We start from the raw sequence: 20780 nt of genomic DNA on the forward strand, positions 1-20780 counted from the left end.
TGGGCATCCACCCCGCCGGGGTCTACCGTACGTACACAGGCGGCCACAGTAGGGTGAGGATGGTGTCATGACGACAGCACGGACCGGCGCGGGCCGGGCCCGGACGGGCCGGCTCCTCGCCACGACAGTCGCGGTGGCGGTGGGTGTGGCCGGCGGCCTGTCCGCCGGGACGCCGGCCCGGGCCGGCTCGAACGGGCAACAGGTCTACTTCGACTGGGGTCCCGCCTGGGGCCGCGCCACCCTCGAGGGCTCCAACAACAACGGGCAGTACGTGACCTCCCCGTCGATCTACCTCGGCGCCACCGGCTACGGGGCGTTGAGCGACTGGTGGTGGAAGGGGTGGGTCACCGTGCACTTCTACTACGCCGACGGGACCAGCCGGGACAGCCGTACCTGCTGGGTACCGACCGAGCAGAGCGGTTCGGACTGGACCTCCTGCTTCTGACGGTCACCGCCGGTCCCGCCGGCGGCAGGAGACCCGGCCCGCGCGCCTGCGGCCACCGCCAGCCACGTCGACGCCACGGTCAGAAGAGGTGAACATGCGGATACCGACGAGAATCGGCAGGATCGCTGTCGGTGCGGCCGTCACGATGGCGGCCGTGACCGCCGCCGCCCCGCCTGCGGTGGCCGGCTCCAACGGTCAGCAGATCGCGTTCAACTACAGCGGCCCGGCCTACGGGTTCGTCTACCTGGAGGGATACAACCAGTCAGGCGACTGGGTCTACTCCCCCTCGATCCCGCTCGACTCGTCCGGCTACGGTCAGCTCTACGGCTGGTGGTGGCGCGGGTTCGTGACCGTCAACTTCTACTATTCCAACGGGACCTGGGCCCGGGGCAGCACCTGCAACGTACCGACCGACCAGTGGGGCGACTGGACCTACTGCTGACCGTGCACCCCACCGGACGGGCGGGGTCAGCGCAGCTGCTTGACGCGGATCAGGTTGCCGGCCGGGTCGCGGAAGGCGCAGTCGCGCACCCCGTACGGCTGGTCGATCGGCTCCTGGACGACCTCGGCGGCACTGGCCTGTACCGTCTCGAAGGTGCCGTCGAGGTCGGGGGTGGCCAGCATGAGCCAGCCGTAGGTGCCCTTGGCCATCATCTCGGCGATGGTCCGGCGTTCCTCGTCGGTGACCCCGGGGTCGACCGCCGGTGGGGCCAGCAGGATCGACGTGCCGGGCTGGCCGGGTGGCCCGACGGTGATCCAGCGCATCTTGCCCGAGCCGACGTCGTTGCGGACCTCGAAGCCGAGGATGTCGCGGTAGAAGACCAGCGAGGCGTCCGGGTCGTCGTGCGGCAGGACGCAGGTGTCGATGGTGAGATCCATGCCGCTCACGCTAGGTGATGATCGTGGCGGGTGCTTCTCGATTCCTGACCGGTCGGGTCACCTGTTTGGTCAGGCACGGCGGCAACTGGGCCGACCCCTGCTCCGCCAGCGTCCGGTAGCTGCTCGGCGGCATGCCGACCAGCTCGGCGAAGCGGGTGCTGAAGGTGCCCAGCGACGAGCAGCCGACCGCGAAGCAGACCTCGGTGACGCTGAGGTCGCCCCGACGCAGCAGCGCCATCGCCCGCTCGATGCGCCGGGTCATCAGATAGGAGTACGGTGACTCGCCGTAGGCGCGGCGGAACTGCCGGCTCAGGTGACCGGCCGACATGTGCACGCCCCGGGCGAGCGCCTCGACGTCCAGCGGTCGGGCGTACTCCCGGTCGATGCGGTCCCGCACCCGGCGCAGCCGGGCCAGGTCGCGGAGCTGCTGGTCGGGGGCGGATCTGCTGCTCACCCCCGTGATCGTGCCACGTCCCGGCGTCCGGCGGGTCGGCCCACGCCGGCCGGATACGCGGTGCTGGTCAGTGGATGCGGCGGCCCCGGGCGTCGGGCACCCCGGACTTGCGGAAGAAGTACGTGTTGACCTGGTCCCGCCACTCGGTCGCACAGCGCAACTGCTCGTCGAGACGCTCGACGACCCGGTCGTACACCGCCTGGTCGATCACCCCGGCGAGCCGGGTCCACCGGTCCCGCATCGCCACCACCTCCGCCACCCCGGAGAAGTGCGTGTCGTAGATGTGCTGGATGACGGTGACGCCGCTGTGCAGGACGTGCGAGTAGGGCACGTGGTGGAAGAACAGCAGCAGCTCGTCCGGGCACCGCTCCAGCGACTCGTACACCTGGGACCAGGGCGGCGGGTACTGCCCGGCGAAACCGGTGCCGGTCGCGCAGGTCCGGTCCACGCCGACGCCGTCACGGTCGGCGAAGTGGTAGGTGCCCCACCGGCTGTACTCGTAGCCGTCCACCCCCGGCCCGTAGTGACCGGCCGGATTGACCATGAAGCCGACCCCCAACGGGGCGGTGTAGCGCTCGTAGGTGCGCCAGGAGTCGTCGAGCACCGCGTGCAGCGTCTCACGGACCAACGCCGGGTCACCCACCGTCGACGCCGGGAAGGTCAGGTCGATCCACTCGTCGAGGATCACGTCGGCCGCCAGGCCCGGATCCCAGGCCAGCCGCCCGAAGGCGTACAGGTTGGCCTGGGCGAGCGGGTGCCCGCACCAGAACGGGTCGTCACCGACGTTGGCGACGGCGACCAGGTCACCACCCCGGTGCGGCCCGGGACCGGGCACGTCCGCCAGCACGTCGGTGACGCTGCGCTCCGCCGGCCCCCACGGCCGGAAGGCCAGCACCTCGTGCCACCAGGGGGCGAGGTAGCACGCGTGCCACTGCTGGCCGGTGTACTCCTGGGTCACCTGCAACTCCACCGCCACCCGGGTGGCCGGCATCGCCGCGATCACCGGCGACACCGGCTCCCGGGGCTGGAAGTCGACCGGGCCGAACTTCACCTGGAGGACGACGTTGTCGGCGAACCGCCCGTCCAGTGGGGCGAAGTGGTCGTACGCGGCGCGGGCCCGGTCGGTCGTCCGGTCCCGCCAGTCCTGCCGGTGGTCGTAGACGAACGCCCGCCAGTGCACCACTGCCCCGTGCGGGGCGAGCGCGGCGGCCAGCAGGTTCGCCCCGTCGGCGTGGTCGCGCCCGTAGCTGAACGGGCCGGGCTGCCCCTCCGAGTCGGCCTTCACCACGTACCCGCCGAAGTCGGGGATGCGCGCGTAGACCCGGCGGGTGGTGCTCTCCCACCAGTCCCGCACGCCGTCGTCGAGGGGGTCGGCGGTGGGCAGGCCACCGAGGACCACGGGAGCGGCGAAGGTCACCGACAGGTGCACCCGGATGCCGTACGGGCGCAGCAGGTCGGCGAGGTCGACCACGTCGTCGAGCCGGTCGGTCAACAGCCGCGCCTCGGTCAGGCCCACGTTGACGTTGTTGACCGAGATCGCGTTGACGCCCATGGCGGCGAGCAGCCGGCCGTACGCCCGCAGCCGGTCCCGGTCGCCGCGCGGGCCGCCGTCGCGCCAGAAGATCGAGCCGCCGGCGTAGCCGCGCTCCACCTGCCCCATCACCGGGTGCACGGCCACGTTGTCCCAGTGGTCGAGCATCCGGCGGCGCAGCGCGGGTCGGTGCGCCCGCGCCGGATGGTCCCCGGTGTGGGCGGCCTCGCCGAGCCGGACCAGGTGGAACAGCCCGTACAGCAGCCCGGCCGGGGCGTCGGCCAGCACCACCGTCACGTCGTCGACCCGGGTCAGCAGGAACCCCTCGTCGCCGAGCGGCCCGTCGGGGGCCGGGACCGCCGTGACGGCGGCCGGCACCGCCGACGGCAGCGGTCCCGGGTCACGCAGGGCGAGCACCAGGTCGACGGGGTCGACCGCCGACGCGCCGTCGGTGCCGGTGCCGGTGCGGTCCACCCGTCCGCCGTGTGCGGCGCAGGCCTGCGCCACCTCGGCGAAGACCGTGTCGACCAGCAGACCGTCGCCGTGCACCAGCACCCGGCGTACGCCGAGGGGCCGCCACGCCTCCGGCGGCAGCCAGGCGGGATGCGGCCGGGGTTCCCCGGCGCCGCTCACTCCGGCCGGGACGGTGACGGGCCTGGTCATCCGGTGAAGTCCTTCCGCACGATGTCGGTCATCGCCGTGGCGACCCGCAGGTACGCCACGACGAACAGCACGGCCAGCAACGCCAGCAGCGCCTCGGAGAAGAGCACGGTGAGCGCCGCGGCGGCGGCCAGCAACAGCAGGTTGCCGACGGTGACGCCCGGGGTGCGGATCAGGAAGTGCACCGCCAGCCGCAGCACGTCGCGGGTGCGGAAGGTGAACAGCGAGGCGATCACCAGGGCGTTGCCGCCGATCAGCACGAGCAGCACGCCGAGCCCGACCAGCGGCACCGCCCAGCCGGCCGGGACGCCCGCGGCGGACAGGTGGGTGAGGTTGACCCCGAGGACGGTCAGCCACAGCAGCAGCGGCACCCAGAGCCGCAGCACCTGCGGCAGGTTGGCCCGGTAGCCCTGCCAGAACCGGGCCGCGGGATGCAGGTCGGTCAGGTCGGGGCGTTGGTGGTACAGGGCGTACAGGGCGGCGGAGACCGCCGGGCCGACGGGGAGCAGGCAGACCGCGACCAGCGGCAGGTTGCTGGCGTCCCGGCCGAGCAGGAGCAGCGGGACCAGTCCGGGCAGGGTGACCAGTGCCAGCAGCAGCCCGACGACGAGCACCGTGTAGATCGACGCGGCGGCCCGCGACAGTGGACCGTCGCCGAACTCCCGCCAGGGCTGCGCGCTCACGACCGCTCGTCCCGGTTCGTCGGCGGGGTGCGCTCGGTGGGGCCGCCGAGCAGCCGGGCCTCGTCCCACCACGGCGGGGTCTCGTCGCGCACCGCCGCCAACTCGACCAGGGTGACCTCGTGCCGGGCCAGGGTGAGGTCGAGGTCGACCCGGCCGGCGGTGACCGGCAGGGCCCGGTGGGAGCGGGCCGGCTCGGCGGCCTCCCGCAGGCTGTCCAACTGCCCTGGGCGGGGAGACCGGGGACGGCCCATCTCGCTCCAGGCGGTCCAGGCGTTACCGGCCTCCTCGCTGACCGACGAGCGGAGCAGGAACACCGACGAGGCACCGGGCGGGCCCACCGGCACCGACAGGGCCAGCGGGTGCCGGTCGGGCACCGGCGTGTGGCCCGTCACGTCCACCGGCGCCCAGGCCAGCACGGCGACCCGGCCGTCGGGATGCCGGGTGACCAGGTGGTCCGCACCGCGCGCCAGCACCTCGTCGCCGAGGCGGGCCATGAAGGCGTACAGGTGGTAGGTGGGTTTCTTGATCTGCCGGTGGGTGAGCAGGCCGAACCCGCCGTGGAACAGCGCGGTCGGCACCCCCGTCTCCTCGAACATGTCGCTGAACGTCCAGTACGAGAAGGAGTCGACCAGGTCACCGCCGGCCGCCAGCACCGGGGCCAGGTACGCGGCGTGGAAGGCCGTGTCGTGGATCGGGTTGTCCGGCCGGTAGGAGGAGTTGAACTCGGTGATGTGCACCGGCAGCTCCGCCAGGGCGGTGCCGTACAGATGCCGCCGGGGCGCGGCGAACTGCTCCAGCAGCGACGACGCCGGGGCCAGCGTCTGGTGGGTGCCGAAGGGTACGTGCTGGGCGGGACCGGAGGTGTAGGCGTGCCGGCTGACGAAGTCGACAGGCACGCCGCGTGCGGCGACGAAGTCGGCGAAGGGTTCCAGCCAGTCGTCCGCGCCGGGTGAGATGGCCGGGCCGCCGACCTGCAACCCGGCGTCGACCTCCTTGACCGCGTGCGCGGTGACCTCGTAGAGGCGGTGGTAGGCGTCCCGGTCCGCACCCTGCCAGAAGTCGGGCAGGTTGGGCTCGTTCCACACCTCGATCGGCCAGCCCCGCACCTCGTCGAGGCCGTACCGGTCGACCAGGTGGGCCACCGTGGCGCGGACCAGGTCGGCCCACTCCGACCAGCAGCGGGGTGGGGTGACGTTGCCCTGCCACCAGAACACCGTCTGCTCGCCGGAGGCCAGCGCCTCGGGCATGAAGCCCAACTCCACGAAGGGTCGGACGCCCAGCCCGAGGTAGGCGTCGACGACCTGGTCGACGTACGTGAAGGAGTGGTGCACCCGCCGTTCGCCGCCGTGCTGGTAGGGACGGTGGACACCGACGCCGTCGCTGAGCAGGCCGTGCCCGCGGATGTGCCGGAAGCCGATGTCCTGCTGGATCAGGGCCAGCGAGTCCTGGTAGTCGCGGCGCAGGGCCAGCTCGAAGCGCCCGGTGCCGACACAGTGCCGCCAGGCGTCGGTGAGCCGCCCCACGGGCTGGGCGGGAACGGTGATCCGCATCGTGGTCGTCCTCCGGTGGTCGCCGCGTCGGTGACCGGTCCGGCCGGGCCCGTGGCAGGGCCCGGCCGGACCGGGTCGGACCGGGTCGGTCAGCCGTTGTCCTTCTCGAACCGCTCGTGCGCCTTGTTGACCAGGCCGATGTACTGGTCGGCGTTCTTGGCCTTCAGCTCACCGACGTAGGCGTCCCACTCGGTGAGGGGACGCTGGCCGAGGATGAACTTCAGCGTGTTCTGCACGACGTGGTCCTTCAGCGGGGTCTCCCACAGCGACGCCTGCTCCCGCTCCTCGTCGGTGAGCGGGGCCGGCGGGTCCACCGGCAGCGGCGTCCGGGCGTTCATCACCTTCTGGAACTCCATCTCCTCCGGCGAGAAGAACGACTGCACCAGGTCGAGCTTGCCGCCGTAGGAGAACACCCCGTTGCCGAAGCCGAAGTCCTTCTGCAGGTGCTTGCTGCCCTTGGGGTTGAGCCCGATCATGTCGACGTCGGGGTTCAGGGTGTACTTGCCAGCGGCGTCCCTGGTGAAGGTGGTGCCCTCGACGCCCCACTTGGCGAACTCCTCGCCGGCCTCGGAGTAGTACAGCCAGTCGATGAACTGCATCATCGCCACGAAGTTCTTGCTGTCCCGGGCCTTCTTGGAGATCATGATGCCGTTCTCCAGCCGGCTGGCCGGGTTGATCTCGCCGGCCGGGCCGACCAGCAGCGGGATCTTCGTCAGCTTGGCGTTCGGCAGGGTCTTGGCCAGGTCGGGGCGGTAGTCGTTGACCAGGGTCTGGGCGTTGCTGCCGATGACGAAGGACTTGCCGTTGGCGAGCTTCTGCCTGGCCTGCTCATCGGTCTGGGTGAAGCTCTCCGGGTCGAGCAGCTTCTCGGCGACCAGCTTGTTGAGGTAGACGATCACCTGCTTGTACTGCTCGGTGGCGCCGGTGTAGACGAACTTCTTCGCCGCCGGGTCCCAGGTGGCGGGGTTCCAGCTCCAGCCGGTCCGGATGCCGTGCGCGGCGCCGACGATGCTCAGCAGCTCACCGCCCGGGTTCGGCTTGCTCCACCGGTCCGAGTACGGGTACGAGTCGGGGTAGCGCGCCTTCATCGCCTTGAGCACGGTGTACAGCTCGTCCCAGGTCTTGGGGATCTGGAGGTTGAGCTGCTGGAGGATGTCGGTACGCACCGCGATCGAGTACTCCGCCCACGGCTTCTCGTGCAGGCCGGGCAGCAGGTAGAACTTGCCGTCGGACTGTCGCAGCGTGTCGAACTCCGGTTGGAGGTTCCACTTGGCGATCTTGTCCTTGAGGTTGGGCATCAGGTCCAGGTAGTCGCTCACCGGCAGGATCGCGCCGGAGGAGACGAAGGCGTTCTCCTGCGGGTGATAGGTCTTCGGCATGATCAGTGGGGCGTCGCCGGCACCGATCAGCAGGCTGCGCTTCTGCTCGTAGTCGCTCAGCGGCACGGCAACCGGGGCGAGCTTGACGTTGGTCCGCTTGGTCAGCTCCGACCAGAACAACCAGTCGTCCTTGAGCGGATAGTTCGGATGGTTGTTGTAGAGGATGGAGAAGGACAGCGGTTCGGTGGCCTTGAACTGCTTGTCGATCCCGTAGTCGGCCATCGCGCCGGCCCGGTTGCCGTCGAGGTTCTTGGCCTCCGGGGCGTCGTCGGAGCAGGCCCCGACGAGGGTGAGGGTGAGCAGCCCGGCAGTGGCTATCGCCACGCGGCGCCACGTCCTGTGGAACATGGCTCGTCCTTTCGATCGGGTGGTGTGGGGTGCGGTGGAGTGGAACGGTCGGGCTACCCCTTGACCGCGCCGAGCATCACGCCGGACACGAAGAACCGTTGGATGAAGGGGTAGACCGCGAGGATCGGCAGGGTGGTGAGCACGATGGTCACGGCCTGGATGGTGGCCGCCGCCTGCACCGCGTCGGACTCGGCGACACCGCCTGCCGACTGCGCCCCGGTCGCCCCGGCGATGAGGTTGCGCAGGTAGACCGTGACCGGGAGCAGGTCCTGCTGGTCCAGGTAGAGGAACGCGGTGAACCAGGAGTTCCAGAAGGACACCGCGTAGAACAGCAGCATCGTGGCGATGATCGCCTTGGACAGCGGCAACACGATCCGCAGCAGGGTGCCGTACGTACTGAGCCCGTCGACGGCGGCGGCCTCCTCCAACTCGACCGGCAGGCTCTCGAAGAACGCCTTCATCACCAGCAGGTTGAACACGTTGATCGCGTTGGGCAGCACCACCGCCCAGATGCTGTTCTTCATCCCCAGGCTGGTGATGAGCACATAGTTGGGGATCAGCCCGCCGGAGAAGAACATGGTGAACACGGCGATCCCGACGAGCACCCCACGCCCTCGGAGCTGGTGCTTGGACAACACGTACGCGTAGCAGGTGGTCAGCACGATCGAGATGGCGGTGGCCACGACGGTGTAGACCACGGTGTTGCGGTAGTTGGTCCAGAACATCGGGTCGGACATCACCAACCGGTAGGCGGTGAGGTTGAAGCCCTGCGGGACGAGGTTGACCCGGCCCGCGATGATCGGCGCCTCGTCGCTGAGCGACCGGGCCACGATGTTGACGAACGGGTAGAGCGTCACGATCACCACGAGGGTCAGCACGACCCCGTTGACCGCCTGGAACACCCGGTAACCCCGGGTGGGCCGGATGCCCCGCGACCGGCGGGCCCGCGCGGGTGGTGTCGTCTTCGGGCCGGCCGTGCCGGGGGCCACGGTCACCACAGGCTCGTCCCGACCGTACGCCGGGAGATGGTGTTCGCCCCGAGGACCAGGATCAGCCCGATCACCGCCTCGAACAGGCCGATGGCGGCGGCGTAGCTGAAGTTGCTCGACTCGAAGCCCAACCGGAACAGGTACGTGGAGATCACGTCGGCGGTCGGGTACGTCAACGGGTTGTACAGCAGCAGGATCTTCTCGAACCCGACGGCCATGAAGGTGCCGATGTTGAGGATCAGCAGGGTCACCATCGTCGGCCGGATCCCGGGCAGCGTGACGTGCCAGGTCTGCCGCCACCGGTTGGCCCCGTCGATGCGGGCCGCCTCGTAGAGGTTCTCGTCGATGGTGGTGAGTGCCGCCAGGTAGAGGATCGTCCCCCAGCCGACGGTCTGCCAGACCTCCGAGGAGACGTAGATGGCCCGGAACCAGCCCGGCTGCTGCAGGAACGGCACGCCCTCCCCGCCGAGACCCCGGACCAGCTGGTTGACCGAGCCGTCCATCGACAGCAACTGCATCACCATCGCCGCGACGATCACGATGGACAGGAAGTGCGGCAGGTAGGACACCGACTGGACGAACCGCTTGAGCCGGCGGGCCCGGACCTCGTTGAGCAGCAGCGCCAGCACGATCGGCAGTGGGAAGCAGAACAGCAGGGTCAGCGTGCCCAGGACCAGGGTGTTGGTGAACACCTGCCAGAAGGTGGGGTCGGCGAGGAACAGCCGGAAGTACCGCAGGCCCACCCAGTATTCGCCGAAGACGCTGCCGCCGGGGCTGAACCGGCGGAACGCGATCACGTTGCCGATCATCGGCAGGTAGCGGAACACCAGGAAGAACAGCAGCGGCACGACGGCCAGCGAGTAGAGCTGCCAGTCCCGACGCAGGGACCGCCGCCAGGAGCGTCGGCGACGGCGTCGCGGGGCCGGGTTCGCCGCTGCCTGTCCCGGGGTCGCCGGGGGCGGCCGTAACGTCTCGGATGTCATCCTCGGCCTCCTATCCGGCGTGCGGGCCGGTCGCGACGGGCTCGACCCGTACCGACGTGAGCAGGTGCCGCTGGACGCCGACCTGACGTTCGTCGCCGGTCAGGCGCAGCGGCAGGGCCGCCGCGGTGTCGCCGCTGGAGCGGCCGAACCGCAGCTCGACGTCGCCGGGTTCGACGATGCGCCGGCCGTCGCGCCCGGTGAACGAGGTGAGGTCGGCCGGCACGGTGAAGCTGACGTGCGCCGCCGCGCCGGGGTCCAGCGGCACCCGGGCGAAGCCGACCAGCCGGACCACGGGCCGGGTGGTCTGCGCCACCGGGTCGTGCAGGTAGAGCTGGACCACCTCGGTGCCGGCCCGGTGCCCGGTGTTGCGCACGGTGATCCGTACCGTCGTCTCGCCGTCGACCGGCCAGGCCGGCGGCCCGTCGGCCGGCCCGACGCCCGGCACCACCGGGTCGGTCCACGCGAAGGTGGTGTAGCTCAACCCGTGGCCGAACGGGTACGCCGGGGTGGGGTCGATCGAGGAGACCTCGGAGCGTCGGCCCAGCGGCGGCGTCAGGTAGGTGCCCGGCAGGCCACCCGCGTCGCGGGGGACGCTGACCGGTAGCCGCCCGGACGGGTTCACCGCGCCGGTGAGCACCTCGGCGAGCGCCTGCCCGCCGCGCTGGCCGAGGAAGAACGCCTGGACGACGGCGGCGGCCCGGTCGTGGTCGGGGCCGAGCGCGTAGGGCCGGCCGGTCATCAGCACCAGGACCACCGGCGTGCCGGTGTCGAGCACGGCCCGGACCAGGTCGGCCTGGACGCCGGGCAGCCGCAGGTCGTCGGCGTCGCAGCCCTCGCCGGAGGTGCCCCGGCCGAACATGCCGGCGCGGTCGCCGACGGCGAGCACGCACACGTCGGCCGCCGCCGCCGCGGCGACCGCCGCCGGGATGCCGGAGGTGTCCCCGTCGGTGATGGCGCAGCCCGGCTCGTGCACGAGGCCGGGAACCAACCGGGTGAGTTCGTCGCGCAGCGAGGGGATCTCCAGGCCCAACCCGTGCTCCGGGTGCCGGACGCCGACGTGGTTGGGGAAGGAGTAGCAGCCGAGCAGGGCCATCGGGTCGTCGGCGACCGGGCCGACCAGGGCGACCCGCAGGTCGGGGGCGAGCGGCAGCGCGCCGTCGTTGCGCAGCAGCACCACCGACTCGCGGGCCAGCCGGACGGCGACGTCCCGGCTGGTCTCGTCGTCGAGGCGTAGGTTTTCCACGTCCTCGGGCAGTTCCTGCCAGTCCGCGTCGAGCAGCCCCAGCTCGATCTTCTGGATCAGCACCCGGCGCAGCGCGCGGTCGATCAGCGCCTCGTCGACCTCGCCGGCCCGCACCGCCGCCACCAGCGGTTCGCCGAAGGCGTCCACGGTGGGCAGTTCCACGTCGATGCCGGCGCGCAGGGCGAGTCGGGCGGCGTCGGCGGCGTCGGCGGCCACCCCGTGCAGGGTCTCCAGGAACCGCACCGCGAAGTAGTCGGCGACGAGGGTGCCGGTGAACCCCCACTCGTCACGCAGCAGCCGGGTGAGCAGCCCTTCGTCGGCGGCGACGGGCAGGCCGTCGATCTCGGCGTACGAGTGCATCACCGAGCGGGCCCCACCGAGGCGCAGCGCCATCTCGAACGGCGGCAGGATGACGTCGGCCAGCTCCCGGTGGCCCATCGACACCGGGGCGAGGTTCCGGCCGCCCCGGGAGGCGGAGTAGCCGGCGAAGTGCTTGAGGGTGGCGACGACACCGGCCCGTTCCAGGCCCCGCACGTACGCCGCACCGGTCGTCCCGACCAGGTAGGGATCCTCGCCGATGGTCTCCTCGGTGCGTCCCCACCGGTAGTCCCGGGTGACGTCGAGTACCGGGGCGAGTCCCTGGTGGACGCCGGCGGCCCGCATCGACCGGCCGATTCGACCGGCCATCTCCTCGACCAGCGCGGGGTCGAAGGACGCGCCCCAGCCCAGCGGGGTCGGATAGACCGTGGCCCGCCAGGCGGCGAACCCGGTGAGGCACTCCTCGTGCACCTGGGCCGGGATGCCGAACCGGCTCGCCGCGGCGATCTGCGCCTGGGAGGCGGCCAGCGAGCGGGCGCCCACGACGGGGTCGACCGGCGCGGTGCCGAACGGTCGGGTCAGTTGCCCGAGCCCGTACCGGATGATGTCACTCCACGGCGGGGCCCCGTCGATCATGTCGGCCTGGTGCGGGGCGACCCCCTCGCCGGAGGCCTCCGCGCCGACCCAGACCCCGACGAGCTGGGCGATCTTCTCCTCCAGCGACATGACCGGGACCAGCGCGTCGGCCCGTTGCGCGGGTGAGCGTCGCGGATCCCGCCACGGCTGGGTGTCCTGGGGCGTCGGGCCGTCGTCGACGGGCACCTGACTTCTCATGCCACACCTCTCACCATCGACCGCTCCCCCGCCCGCGCCGAACTGACCGACGCGGTGTGCCGGCGGAGGGTTCGAAAATTTCGTAAACAGCGCGTTACCTTTTTCGGGCAACTTAGGAGGCATCCCGGAGACTGTCAAGGGTCTCAAATGCGACATCCGGGAGCGCTCCTCCCGCAAAGGGCATTCACCCCCGTCAAAATCTTCCATCGACGCCGATCCCGCTTTCGCAGCCGACGTGTTAGAGTCCTCCGAAACTTTCGGAAGTGCCTGGTGAGGCTTCGATGACCGCGTCCCGCCCGCCCACCCCACAGTCCTCGGCCACCATCGCCACCATCGCCGAGGAGGTCGGCGTCTCCGTGGCGACCGTCTCGAAGGTGCTCAACGGGCGTGCGGACGTCGCCGCAGAGACCCGGGCGCGGGTCGAGGAGAGCCTGGAGCGCCACCGGTACCGCCGTCGCATCCGCCGGCAGTCGCCCGGCATCGACCAGATCGACCTCGTCTTCCACGAGTTCAACTCCGGCTGGGCGATGGAGATCATGAGCGGGGTGGAGGCGGTGGCCAGCGCCGCCGGGCTCGGCATCGCCATCTCCCAGCTCGACGGGGAGCACCGGCCCGCGCCCCGCCGGTTGGACGCCCTGATCGCCCGCCGGCCGCTGGGCCTGCTCTTCGTGCTCTGCCACCCGACCCCGTCCCAACAACTCCTGCTGGCCGAGCACCGCATCCCGTTCGTGGTGGTCGACACCGACAGCGCGACCTCGGCGTCGGTGCCGACCGTCGGGTCGAACAACTGGAACGGCGGCCTGTTGGCCACCCGGCACCTGATGGAGCTGGGACACCGGCGGATCGCCGTCATCTCCGGCCCCCGGGACGTGCTGTGCAGCCAGGCCCGCGCCGCCGGCTTCCGCTCCGCGCACGACCAGTTGGGGCTGGCCGTGGACGTCGACCTGGTGCGCTACGGCAGCTTCTACGTCGACGGCGGGCACGCCCACGGGTTGGAGCTGCTGGCCGGGCCCGACCGGCCCACCGCGATCTTCGCCGGCTCCGACCTGCAGGCCATCGGCGTGCTCCGGGCCGCCCGCCAGCTCGGCCTGCGGGTGCCCGACGACCTCTCGGTGATCGGGTACGACGACCTGCCGGTGGCCGGTTGGACCGACCCGCCGCTGACCACCGTGCACCAACCGCTGCGGGACATGGCCGGCACCGCCACCCAGATGCTGCTGGAGCTGGCCCGGGGTGGCTCCGTCGCGACCAGCCGGATCGACCTGGTGACCGAGCTGGTCGTCCGGGAGAGCACCGCACCACCCGCCACCACCCGCCCCTGACCACCCGAGGAACCCATGTCTGCCACCGAAGACCTGCGGCGGTACACGCCGGCTGTCGTCGAGCCCGCCGACTTCGACGCGTTCTGGCGTACCACGCTCGCCGAGGCGACCGTCCGGCCGGTGCTCGTCGACGTCCGCCCACACCGGACCGACCTGCGCCTGGTCGACACCTGGGACGTCACCTTCGCCGGTTTCGCCGGTGACCCGGTGCGGGCCTGGTACACCCGCCCGGCCGGAATCGACGCCGCGCTGCCCGCCGTGGTCGAGTACGCCGGTTACGGGCGCGGCCGGGGCCTGCCGCACGAGCGGCTGACCTGGCCGGTGGCCGGGTACGCGCACCTGCTGATGGACAACCGGGGCCAGTCCGGGCTGCACGGCGCGGGCGACACCCCGGACCCGCACGGGGCGTCCGGTGGCCCGTGGCCCGCCACCTGGGGCATCCTCGACCCGTACGACTACCACTACCGTCGGCTGATCACCGACGCGGTCCGGGCGGTCGATGCCCTGCGCGCGCTGCCCGGGGTGGACCCGGCCCGGGTCGCCGCCGTCGGCAACAGCCAGGGCGGCGGGCTGGCCCTGGCGGTCGCCGGCCTGCGCGACGACCTCGCGGCGCTGCTGACCACCGCGCCGTTCCTCTGCGACGTCCAGCGCGGGATCGAACTGACCGACGCCGCCCCGTACGGTGAGATCGCCAGGTACCTGGCGGTGCACCGGCAGGTCGAGGAGGCTGTCCGGCACACGCTGTCCTACGTCGACGGGGTGACCTTCGCCCGACGGGCCACCGCGCCCGCGCACTTCGGCATCGGCCTGCGCGACAACGTCTGCCCACCGAGCACCGGCTTCGCCGCCTACAACCAGTACGGCGCGGCGAACGGTCGGGAGGGGACACCGGCGCGGCAGCTGCACACCTACCCGTTCAACGGCCACGAGGGTGGCGAGGCGTGGCAGGTCGAACGGCAACTGCGCTGGCTCGACGCGCTGCTGGTGGGGGGCACGGAGCACGCGGCGCGGTGACCGGCGGTCGGCCCGCCCGAGCCAGGTCGCCGCGTCCCGCCCCCGGCCCCCGGAGGGTGGTTCGTCCGGTCGGCAGCCCACCCGGGCATCGTCACTCACCGATGTTGCTGATGTTAGCGATAACACGATATGGTGCATCCCGGCGGGAGCGCAGGGCACGCTCCGGCTGTGGGTCACCGGTTCGTCCACGTCGCGACCGGCGGCCAGCGGCACCTCACGGCGTCCACGACCAGTGACGAGTCCGGGATCCTGGCCGTTGCGCGCGGCGCACCGTCCGCCCATCACCCCATGCAGATCCGCCGGGAAGCGGTGGTCGGTCCGCCCCGCGAGCCGGCGTCCGGGTGGTGCCGACGCACTCCTTCGTCCACCAGCCGGACGAGACGGCGACCCCCGGGACGGTCGCCGTGCTGCACCGTCCGCACCGCCACCCCAGGGAGTTTTCATGAGCGGCACGAGCTGCCCGAACGTCGGGCCACCCCCGTCCGACCGATCCCACCTCGTCGACGCCGCCCCCGCCGGCCGACGCCTGCCCACCATGCGTCGGGGCCTGCGCCTGCTCGGCCTGGCCACCGCGGCCCTGGTGGCCGCGGTCGCCACCGGGTCCGTGGTGACCGCACCCGCCGCCGCCGAGTCCAACGGCGGGGTACGGGTGATGCCCCTCGGCGACTCGATCACCGACGGGTTCAACGTCCCCGGCGGCTACCGCATCGAGCTGTGGCAGCGGCTGGTCGCCGACGGCTACCGGGTCGACTTCGTCGGGTCGATGTTCAACGGTCCGTCCAACCTGGGCGACCACGACCACGAGGGCCACTCCGGCTGGACCATCGCCCAGATCGACGCCAACGTGGTGAACTGGCTGCGTAACACCACCCCGCGCACGGTGCTGCTGCACATCGGCACCAACGACATGTACAACGCCTCCGGCGCCCCGGCCCGGCTCTCCACCCTGATCGACAAGATCACCAACACCGCGCCGAACGCGGACGTCTTCGTCGCCACCATCATCCCGCGCAACGGCACCGAGTCGGCGGTGCGCACCTTCAACGCGGCGATCCCCGGGATCGTGCAGAGCAAGGTCACCGCCGGCAAGCGGGTGCACCTGGTGGACATGTTCAGCGCGGTGGGCACGGCCGACCTGGCCGACGGCATCCACCCCAACGCCACCGGCTACCGCAAGATGGCCACCACCTGGTACAACGCCCTGCGCGCCGTGCCCGGCAGCCTCGGCGGTAACACGCCGACCACCCCGCCGCCGACCACGCCCCGCCGACCACTCCGCCGCCCACCACGCCCCCGCCGACGACGCCCCCGCCCACCACGCCCCCGCCGTCGGCAGGTTGCCGGGTCGGGTACACGGTCAACGCCTGGAACTCCGGTCTCACCGCCTCCATCAGCGTCACCAACACCAGCAGTACGGCGGTCAACGGCTGGGCGCTGGAGTTCACCCTGCCCGGTGGGCAGACCATCACCAGCGGCTGGAACGCCACCTACACGCCCACTAGCGGGGCGGTGACCGCCCGCAACGTGTCCTACAACGGCACCATCGCGCCGAACACCTCGGTCGACGTCGGCTTCCAGGCCACCCACACCGGCAGCACGGCCCGACCGTCCTCGTTCACGCTCAACGGCACCGCCTGCACGGTCGCCTGACCGCCGTCCGGCACCGGGGTGACCGCACCCCGGTGCCGGACTGCTCCCGACCCTCCGACTCCCACCACCCCAGTAGGAGTACCGCATGCCATTGAACAGAAAGTTGCCGGCCCGGCTGGCTCTGGCCATCGGCCTGATCGCCGCCGGGACAGCCGTCGCCCTACCAGCCGAGGCCGCCGCGGCCGGCTGCACGGTCGACTACACCGTCTCGTCCGAGTGGGGTGGTGGCTTCGGCGCGAACGTGGCCATCACCAACCTGGGTGACCCGATCAACGGCTGGACCCTGACCTGGTCGTACGCGGCCGGGCAGCAGGTCACCCAGGCGTGGAACGCCACCGTCACGCAGTCGGGGGCGGAGGTGACCGCCCGCAACGTCAGCTACAACGGCACCATCGCCACCGGTGCCAACGTGTCGTTCGGGTTCAACGGCTCGTGGAACGGCAGCAACCCGAAGCCGACGAGCTTCACCCTCAACGGCACCGTGTGCAACGGCGGCCCGAACCCCACCACCCCGCCGCCGACCACACCCCGCCGACCACCCCGCCGCCGACCACACCCCCGCCCACCACGCCACCACCGACCACCCCGCCGCCGACCACGCCGCCCCCCACCACCCCGCCGCCGGGGCAGTGGCCGCCCTCGTCGACCTTCGCCAACCCGGTGCTCTGGCAGGACTTCGCGGACATCGACATCCTGCGGGTGGACGACACCTACTACTACTCCGCGTCGACCATGCACTACTCCCCCGGCGCTCCGGTGCTGCGCTCCTACGACCTGGTCAACTGGGAGTTCGCCGGGCACTCGGTGCCCAAGCTGGACTTCGGCCAGAAGTACGACATGACCGCCGGGCGCGGATACGTCCGGGGCATCTGGGCGTCGTTCCTGGGCTACCGCAAGAGCAACAAGACGTTCTACTGGGGCGGCTGCATCGACTTCAACAAGACCTACATCTACACCGCGCCGTCGGCCGAGGGACCCTGGACCAGGCACACCACCCTCGACCAGTGCTACTACGACGCCGGCCTGCTGGTCGACGACAACGACACCATGTACGTGGCGTACGGCAACACGAACATCAGTGTCGCCCAGCTCTCCGCCGACGGGAAGACCCAGGTCCGCTCGCAGCAGGTGTTCACCACCCCGTCGAACGTGGGCACCCTGGAGGGGGCCCGGTTCTACAAGCGCAACGGCAGCTACTACATCTTCCTCACCCGACCGGCCAACGGGCAGTACATCCTCAAGGCGTCCAGCCCGTTCGGGCCGTACACCATGCAACAGGTGCTGCTGAACCTGCCCGGACCCATCGCCGGCGGTGGCGTGCCGCACCAGGGTGGCATGGTGCAGACGCAGAACGGTGACTGGTACTACATGGGGTTCGTGGACGCCTACCCCGGCGGCCGGGTGCCCGTGCTCGCCCCGGTCACCTGGAACGCCAGCGGCTGGCCCGTCCTCCAGCTGGTCAACAACACCTGGGGTGCCTCCTACCCGTACCCGAACGTGCCCCGACCACCACGCCAGGTCAAACCCATGATCGGGACCGACACGTTCGCCGGCACCACCCTCGGCCCGCAGTACGAGTGGAACCACAACCCGGACAACACCAAGTGGTCGGTCAACGACGGCCTGCGGTTGCAGACCGCCACGGTGACCAACGACCTCTACAATGCCCGCAACACGCTGACCCACCGGATCCAGGGTCCCCGGTCCACCGCGACCATCGAACTCGACTACTCCACCATGCGCGACGGTGACCGCAGCGGCCTGGCGATGCTGCGCGACCAGTCGGCCTGGATCGGCGTACGCCGGGACAACGGCGCGACCCGGGTGGCCGTGGTCAACAACCTGACCATGGACAGCAACTGGAACACCACCAACACCGGCACCGAGGTCGCCGGGGCCGGTATCTCCGGCGGTAAGATCTGGCTGCGGGTCAACGCCGACATCAGTCCCGGCTCGGGTCGGCAGGCCCGCTTCTCGTACAGCACCGACGGGGTGAACTTCACCTCGCTCGGTCCCGCCTTCACCCTCAACAACGCCTGGCAGTTCTTCATGGGCTACCGGTTCGCCATGTTCAACTACGCCACCAGTTCCCTCGGTGGCGCGGTGACCGTCCGGAAGTTCGACCTGGCCAAGTCGTAGGACCCGTCCCTCCTCGCCGGCCGCCCACCCCCGTGGTCGGCCGGCGAGGCGTATCCCCCACCTCCGACAGGAGCACCCCCATGTCCGCCTCACACCACCCCCGCTCGGCCGTCCCGCCGTACCCGCACCCGCCCGCCACCGCACCCCGCACCGACCTGCCGCCCGCCCGCCACCCCGGCCGGGCCCGGACGGCGGCGCTGATCGTGCTGACCCTGCTGGCCACCCTGCTGACCGCCGCCGCCCCGGCCGGGGCGGCCCCGCCGTCCGGGTCACCAACCCGCTGGTCGCGCAGCGCGCCGACCCGCACATCGTGCGGCACACCGACGGCTACTACTACATGACCGCCACCGCCCCCGAGTACGACCGGATCGTGCTGCGCCGGGCCACCACCCTCCAAGGCCTGTCCACCGCACCGGAGACCGTCATCTGGCGGCGGCACACCAGCGGGATCATGGGCGCGCACATCTGGGCCCCGGAGATCCACTTCATCGACGGCCGGTGGTACGTCTACTTCGCCGCCGGCGCCACCGACAACGTCTGGGCGATCCGGATGTACGTCCTGGAGGGCACCGGGGCGAACCCGCTGACCGCCAGTTGGGCGGAGAAGGGGCAGATCCGTACCCCCTGGGAGACCTTCGCCCTGGACGCGTCGACGTTCGTCACCAACGGTGTGCGCTACCTGATCTGGGCGCAGGCCGAACCGGGCATCGCCACCAACTCCAACCTCTACATCGCCCGGATGGCGAACCCGTGGACGCTCAGCGGCACCCCCACCCGGATCGCCGTGCCGACCCTGGAATGGGAGATGCGCGGCGGGGTGAAGGTCAACGAGGGGCCGACCGTGCTGCAACGCAACGGCCGGATCTTCCTCACCTACTCGGCCAGCGCCACCGACGCCAACTACTGCCTCGGGCTGCTGACCGCGTCGGCCGGCAGTGACCTGCTCCGGGCGTCGTCCTGGGTGAAGTCGCCGCAACCGGTCTTCACCAGCAACGCCGCGACCGGCCAGTGGGGGCCGGGGCACAACTCGTTCACCGTCTCCGAGGACGGGCAGAGCGACATCCTCGTCTACCACGACCGCAACTACCGGGACATCAGCGGTGACCCGCTGCGCGACCCCAACCGGCGCACCCGCGTCCAGAAGGTCTACTGGAACGCCGACGGCACCCCGAACTTCGGCATCCCGGTGCCCGACGGGGTCACCCCGGTCCGGCTGCGGTCGGACAACCAGCCCGACCGGTTCGTCCGCCACTGGGAGTACCGGGCCCGGTTGGAGGCGAACGTGACCAACCTCGCCGACTCGCAGTTCCGCCTGGTGCCCGGCCTGGCCGGCGGCAACACGGTCTCCCTGGAGTCCACCAACTTCCCCGGCTACCACCTGCGGCACCGCAACTGGGAGGTGTGGGTCGAGCGGGACGACGCGTCGTCGACGTACCGCGCCGACGCCAGCTTCGTGCAGCGGCCCGGCCTGTCCAACGCCGCCGGGGTGTCGTTCGAGGCGGTCAACTACCCCGGCCAGTACCTGCGGCACAGCAACGGCCTGCTCTATCTGCGGACCGTCACCGACGCCACCGGCAACGCCGACGCCACGTTCGTGCTGGAGTGACCGCCGCCCGCCGGGCCGCCCTGACACAGGGGGTGGCCCGGCGGGTGTCGTCCGAGGTGGCCGGCCTGCCGGGCCGGTGGACCGTCGGGCCGGGCGGACGGGGCCGTCCGGGTGGGCAACCCGCCACGTCGGGGTGACCGTTCGGGGACGGAGCGCTACCCGGTCATCGCCTATAGTGGCGTCCATGGCTAGTCCAGCGGTGATGTCGGTCGATGAAGCGCGGGCCTGGCTCGCCGAGGTCATCTCCGGGGCCGAGCGCCTGCACCTGGAGTCGGTCGACGACGGGCGGGTCGTCTCGGTGACCGGCCCCGACTGCCTCGAACTCCGCCTCGACGGCACCATCTCCGGGCCGGCCACGTTCTGGGCGATGGACCTGACCGGCTTCGTCGCGGTCACCGTGCTGATCGGCCCGACACCCGCGATGGTCCTGGCGCACAGCAGCATCAGCTTCCTCGAACCCGCCGAGCCCGGCCAGCTGCGGGTCACCGCCGAGGTGATCAAACTGGCCAGCCGGTCGGCGGTGGTCGACGCCCGCGCCAACGACCGCCGGGGCGTCCTGGTCGCCGCCTCCACCCTGCACTTCGCCCTGCCGTCCCGGGCCACCCGGGCGGCCCTGCGCGCCGAGCACGCCGTCCGGGCCGGCGGCTGACCCGTCCGCCCCTGCCCCGGCCGGGACACCGGCGCGTGCACCGTCCGGCCGGGCCGCCGGTCGATCCAGCCCACGGCGGGGGCACCGGTGCGCCCACACGTCGA

Annotated in this window: 16 protein-coding genes and 2 pseudogenes; 9 read left to right on the forward strand and 9 right to left on the reverse strand. The window is 71.4% G+C overall.

The window, feature by feature from the left end; translation table 11 throughout:
• Positions 1–67: 67 nt before the first annotated feature.
• Complete coding sequence (locus tag J7462_RS06850; RefSeq protein WP_219462785.1) at positions 68–445, forward strand: hypothetical protein; 378 nt, start codon at positions 68–70, stop codon at positions 443–445.
• Between the two features lie 154 nt (positions 446–599).
• A complete protein-coding gene (locus J7462_RS06855) occupies positions 600–887 on the forward strand; it encodes a hypothetical protein (protein WP_219462787.1) in 288 nt (95 codons plus the stop codon).
• Between the two features lie 26 nt (positions 888–913).
• Here the strand turns inward: J7462_RS06855 and J7462_RS06860 are convergent, their stop codons facing one another.
• From J7462_RS06860 to J7462_RS06900, 9 genes are all read right to left on the reverse strand, one after another.
• Entirely contained in the window at positions 914–1324 is a 411-nt protein-coding gene (locus J7462_RS06860) for a VOC family protein (protein ID WP_219462789.1), read from the reverse strand.
• A 10-nt stretch (positions 1325–1334) separates the two neighbouring features.
• A complete protein-coding gene (locus J7462_RS06865) occupies positions 1335–1778 on the reverse strand; it encodes a helix-turn-helix transcriptional regulator (protein ID WP_219462790.1) in 444 nt (147 codons plus the stop codon).
• Positions 1779–1845: 67 nt separating this feature from the next.
• Positions 1846–3972, reverse strand: a complete 2127-nt coding sequence (locus tag J7462_RS06870; protein ID WP_219462792.1) for an alpha-glucuronidase — start codon at positions 3970–3972, stop codon at positions 1846–1848.
• Entirely contained in the window at positions 3969–4652 is a 684-nt protein-coding gene (locus J7462_RS06875) for a DUF624 domain-containing protein (RefSeq protein ID WP_219462794.1), read from the reverse strand. The genes J7462_RS06870 and J7462_RS06875 overlap by 4 nt, the downstream gene beginning before the upstream one ends.
• Positions 4649–6202: a xylan 1,4-beta-xylosidase gene (locus J7462_RS06880; RefSeq protein ID WP_219462797.1), complete on the reverse strand. Its 1554-nt coding sequence runs from the start codon at positions 6200–6202 to the stop codon at positions 4649–4651. Before J7462_RS06880 ends, J7462_RS06875 begins: the two co-directional genes overlap by 4 nt.
• Before the next feature lie 89 nt (positions 6203–6291).
• A complete protein-coding gene (locus J7462_RS06885; RefSeq protein WP_219462799.1) occupies positions 6292–7929 on the reverse strand; it encodes an extracellular solute-binding protein in 1638 nt (545 codons plus the stop codon).
• Positions 7930–7982: 53 nt separating this feature from the next.
• Positions 7983–8924, reverse strand: coding sequence for a carbohydrate ABC transporter permease (locus tag J7462_RS06890; protein ID WP_308290793.1), 942 nt, complete (start codon positions 8922–8924; stop codon positions 7983–7985).
• The gene (locus tag J7462_RS06895) at positions 8921–9901 is read right to left on the reverse strand and encodes a sugar ABC transporter permease (RefSeq protein WP_244252070.1); all 981 of its coding nucleotides are present in this window, start codon (positions 9899–9901) and stop codon (positions 8921–8923) included. Before J7462_RS06895 ends, J7462_RS06890 begins: the two co-directional genes overlap by 4 nt.
• 10 nt (positions 9902–9911) lie before the next feature.
• Complete coding sequence (locus tag J7462_RS06900) at positions 9912–12296, reverse strand: glycoside hydrolase family 3 N-terminal domain-containing protein (RefSeq protein WP_219462801.1); 2385 nt, start codon at positions 12294–12296, stop codon at positions 9912–9914.
• A gap of 281 nt (positions 12297–12577) precedes the next feature.
• On the opposite strand from J7462_RS06900, the gene J7462_RS06905 reads away from it, so the two are divergent.
• The 7 genes and pseudogenes from J7462_RS06905 (at position 12578) to J7462_RS06930 (ending at position 20676) form a co-directional block, all read left to right on the forward strand.
• Positions 12578–13618: a LacI family DNA-binding transcriptional regulator gene (locus J7462_RS06905; protein WP_219462803.1), complete on the forward strand. Its 1041-nt coding sequence runs from the start codon at positions 12578–12580 to the stop codon at positions 13616–13618.
• A gap of 15 nt (positions 13619–13633) precedes the next feature.
• Positions 13634–14632, forward strand: coding sequence for an acetylxylan esterase (locus J7462_RS06910; protein ID WP_219462805.1), 999 nt, complete (start codon positions 13634–13636; stop codon positions 14630–14632).
• Positions 14633–15167: 535 nt separating this feature from the next.
• Positions 15168–16282 (forward strand): annotated as a pseudogene (locus J7462_RS06915) (cellulose binding domain-containing protein).
• Positions 16283–16367: 85 nt separating this feature from the next.
• Positions 16368–18421, forward strand: a pseudogene (locus J7462_RS06920) (family 43 glycosylhydrolase).
• Positions 18422–18501: 80 nt separating this feature from the next.
• The gene (locus tag J7462_RS31930) at positions 18502–18762 is read left to right on the forward strand and encodes a hypothetical protein (RefSeq protein WP_255597617.1); all 261 of its coding nucleotides are present in this window, start codon (positions 18502–18504) and stop codon (positions 18760–18762) included.
• Positions 18732–20027 carry a family 43 glycosylhydrolase gene (locus J7462_RS06925; RefSeq protein ID WP_308290794.1) on the forward strand — a complete coding sequence of 432 codons (1296 nt, stop codon included), beginning with the start codon at positions 18732–18734 and terminating at the stop codon, positions 20025–20027. Before J7462_RS31930 ends, J7462_RS06925 begins: the two co-directional genes overlap by 31 nt.
• Before the next feature lie 184 nt (positions 20028–20211).
• On the forward strand, positions 20212–20676 hold the full coding sequence (locus J7462_RS06930; protein ID WP_219462807.1) for a PaaI family thioesterase: 465 nt from the start codon (positions 20212–20214) through the stop codon (positions 20674–20676).
• The last annotated feature ends 104 nt before the right edge of the window (positions 20677–20780 follow it).

This window comes from Micromonospora sp. RL09-050-HVF-A, from assembly GCF_019374995.1.
Taxonomy (GTDB): Bacteria; Actinomycetota; Actinomycetes; order Mycobacteriales; family Micromonosporaceae; genus Micromonospora; species Micromonospora antibiotica.

Excerpts from the sequence above, each read along its gene's own strand:
- J7462_RS06905 (WP_219462803.1), top strand. The coding sequence starts at position 12,578 with ATGACCGCGTCCCGCCCGCCCACCCCACAGTCCTCGGCCACCATCGCC.
- J7462_RS06910 (WP_219462805.1), top strand. The coding sequence starts at position 13,634 with ATGTCTGCCACCGAAGACCTGCGGCGGTACACGCCGGCTGTCGTCGAG.
- J7462_RS06880 (WP_219462797.1), bottom strand. The coding sequence starts at position 6,202 with ATGCGGATCACCGTTCCCGCCCAGCCCGTGGGGCGGCTCACCGACGCC.
- J7462_RS06870 (WP_219462792.1), bottom strand. The coding sequence starts at position 3,972 with ATGACCAGGCCCGTCACCGTCCCGGCCGGAGTGAGCGGCGCCGGGGAA.
- J7462_RS06850 (WP_219462785.1), top strand. The coding sequence starts at position 68 with ATGACGACAGCACGGACCGGCGCGGGCCGGGCCCGGACGGGCCGGCTC.
- J7462_RS06860 (WP_219462789.1), bottom strand. The coding sequence starts at position 1,324 with ATGGATCTCACCATCGACACCTGCGTCCTGCCGCACGACGACCCGGAC.
- J7462_RS31930 (WP_255597617.1), top strand. The coding sequence starts at position 18,502 with ATGTCCGCCTCACACCACCCCCGCTCGGCCGTCCCGCCGTACCCGCAC.
- J7462_RS06895 (WP_244252070.1), bottom strand. The coding sequence starts at position 9,901 with ATGACATCCGAGACGTTACGGCCGCCCCCGGCGACCCCGGGACAGGCA.
- J7462_RS06930 (WP_219462807.1), top strand. The coding sequence starts at position 20,212 with ATGGCTAGTCCAGCGGTGATGTCGGTCGATGAAGCGCGGGCCTGGCTC.
- J7462_RS06900 (WP_219462801.1), bottom strand. The coding sequence starts at position 12,296 with ATGAGAAGTCAGGTGCCCGTCGACGACGGCCCGACGCCCCAGGACACC.
- J7462_RS06885 (WP_219462799.1), bottom strand. The coding sequence starts at position 7,929 with ATGTTCCACAGGACGTGGCGCCGCGTGGCGATAGCCACTGCCGGGCTG.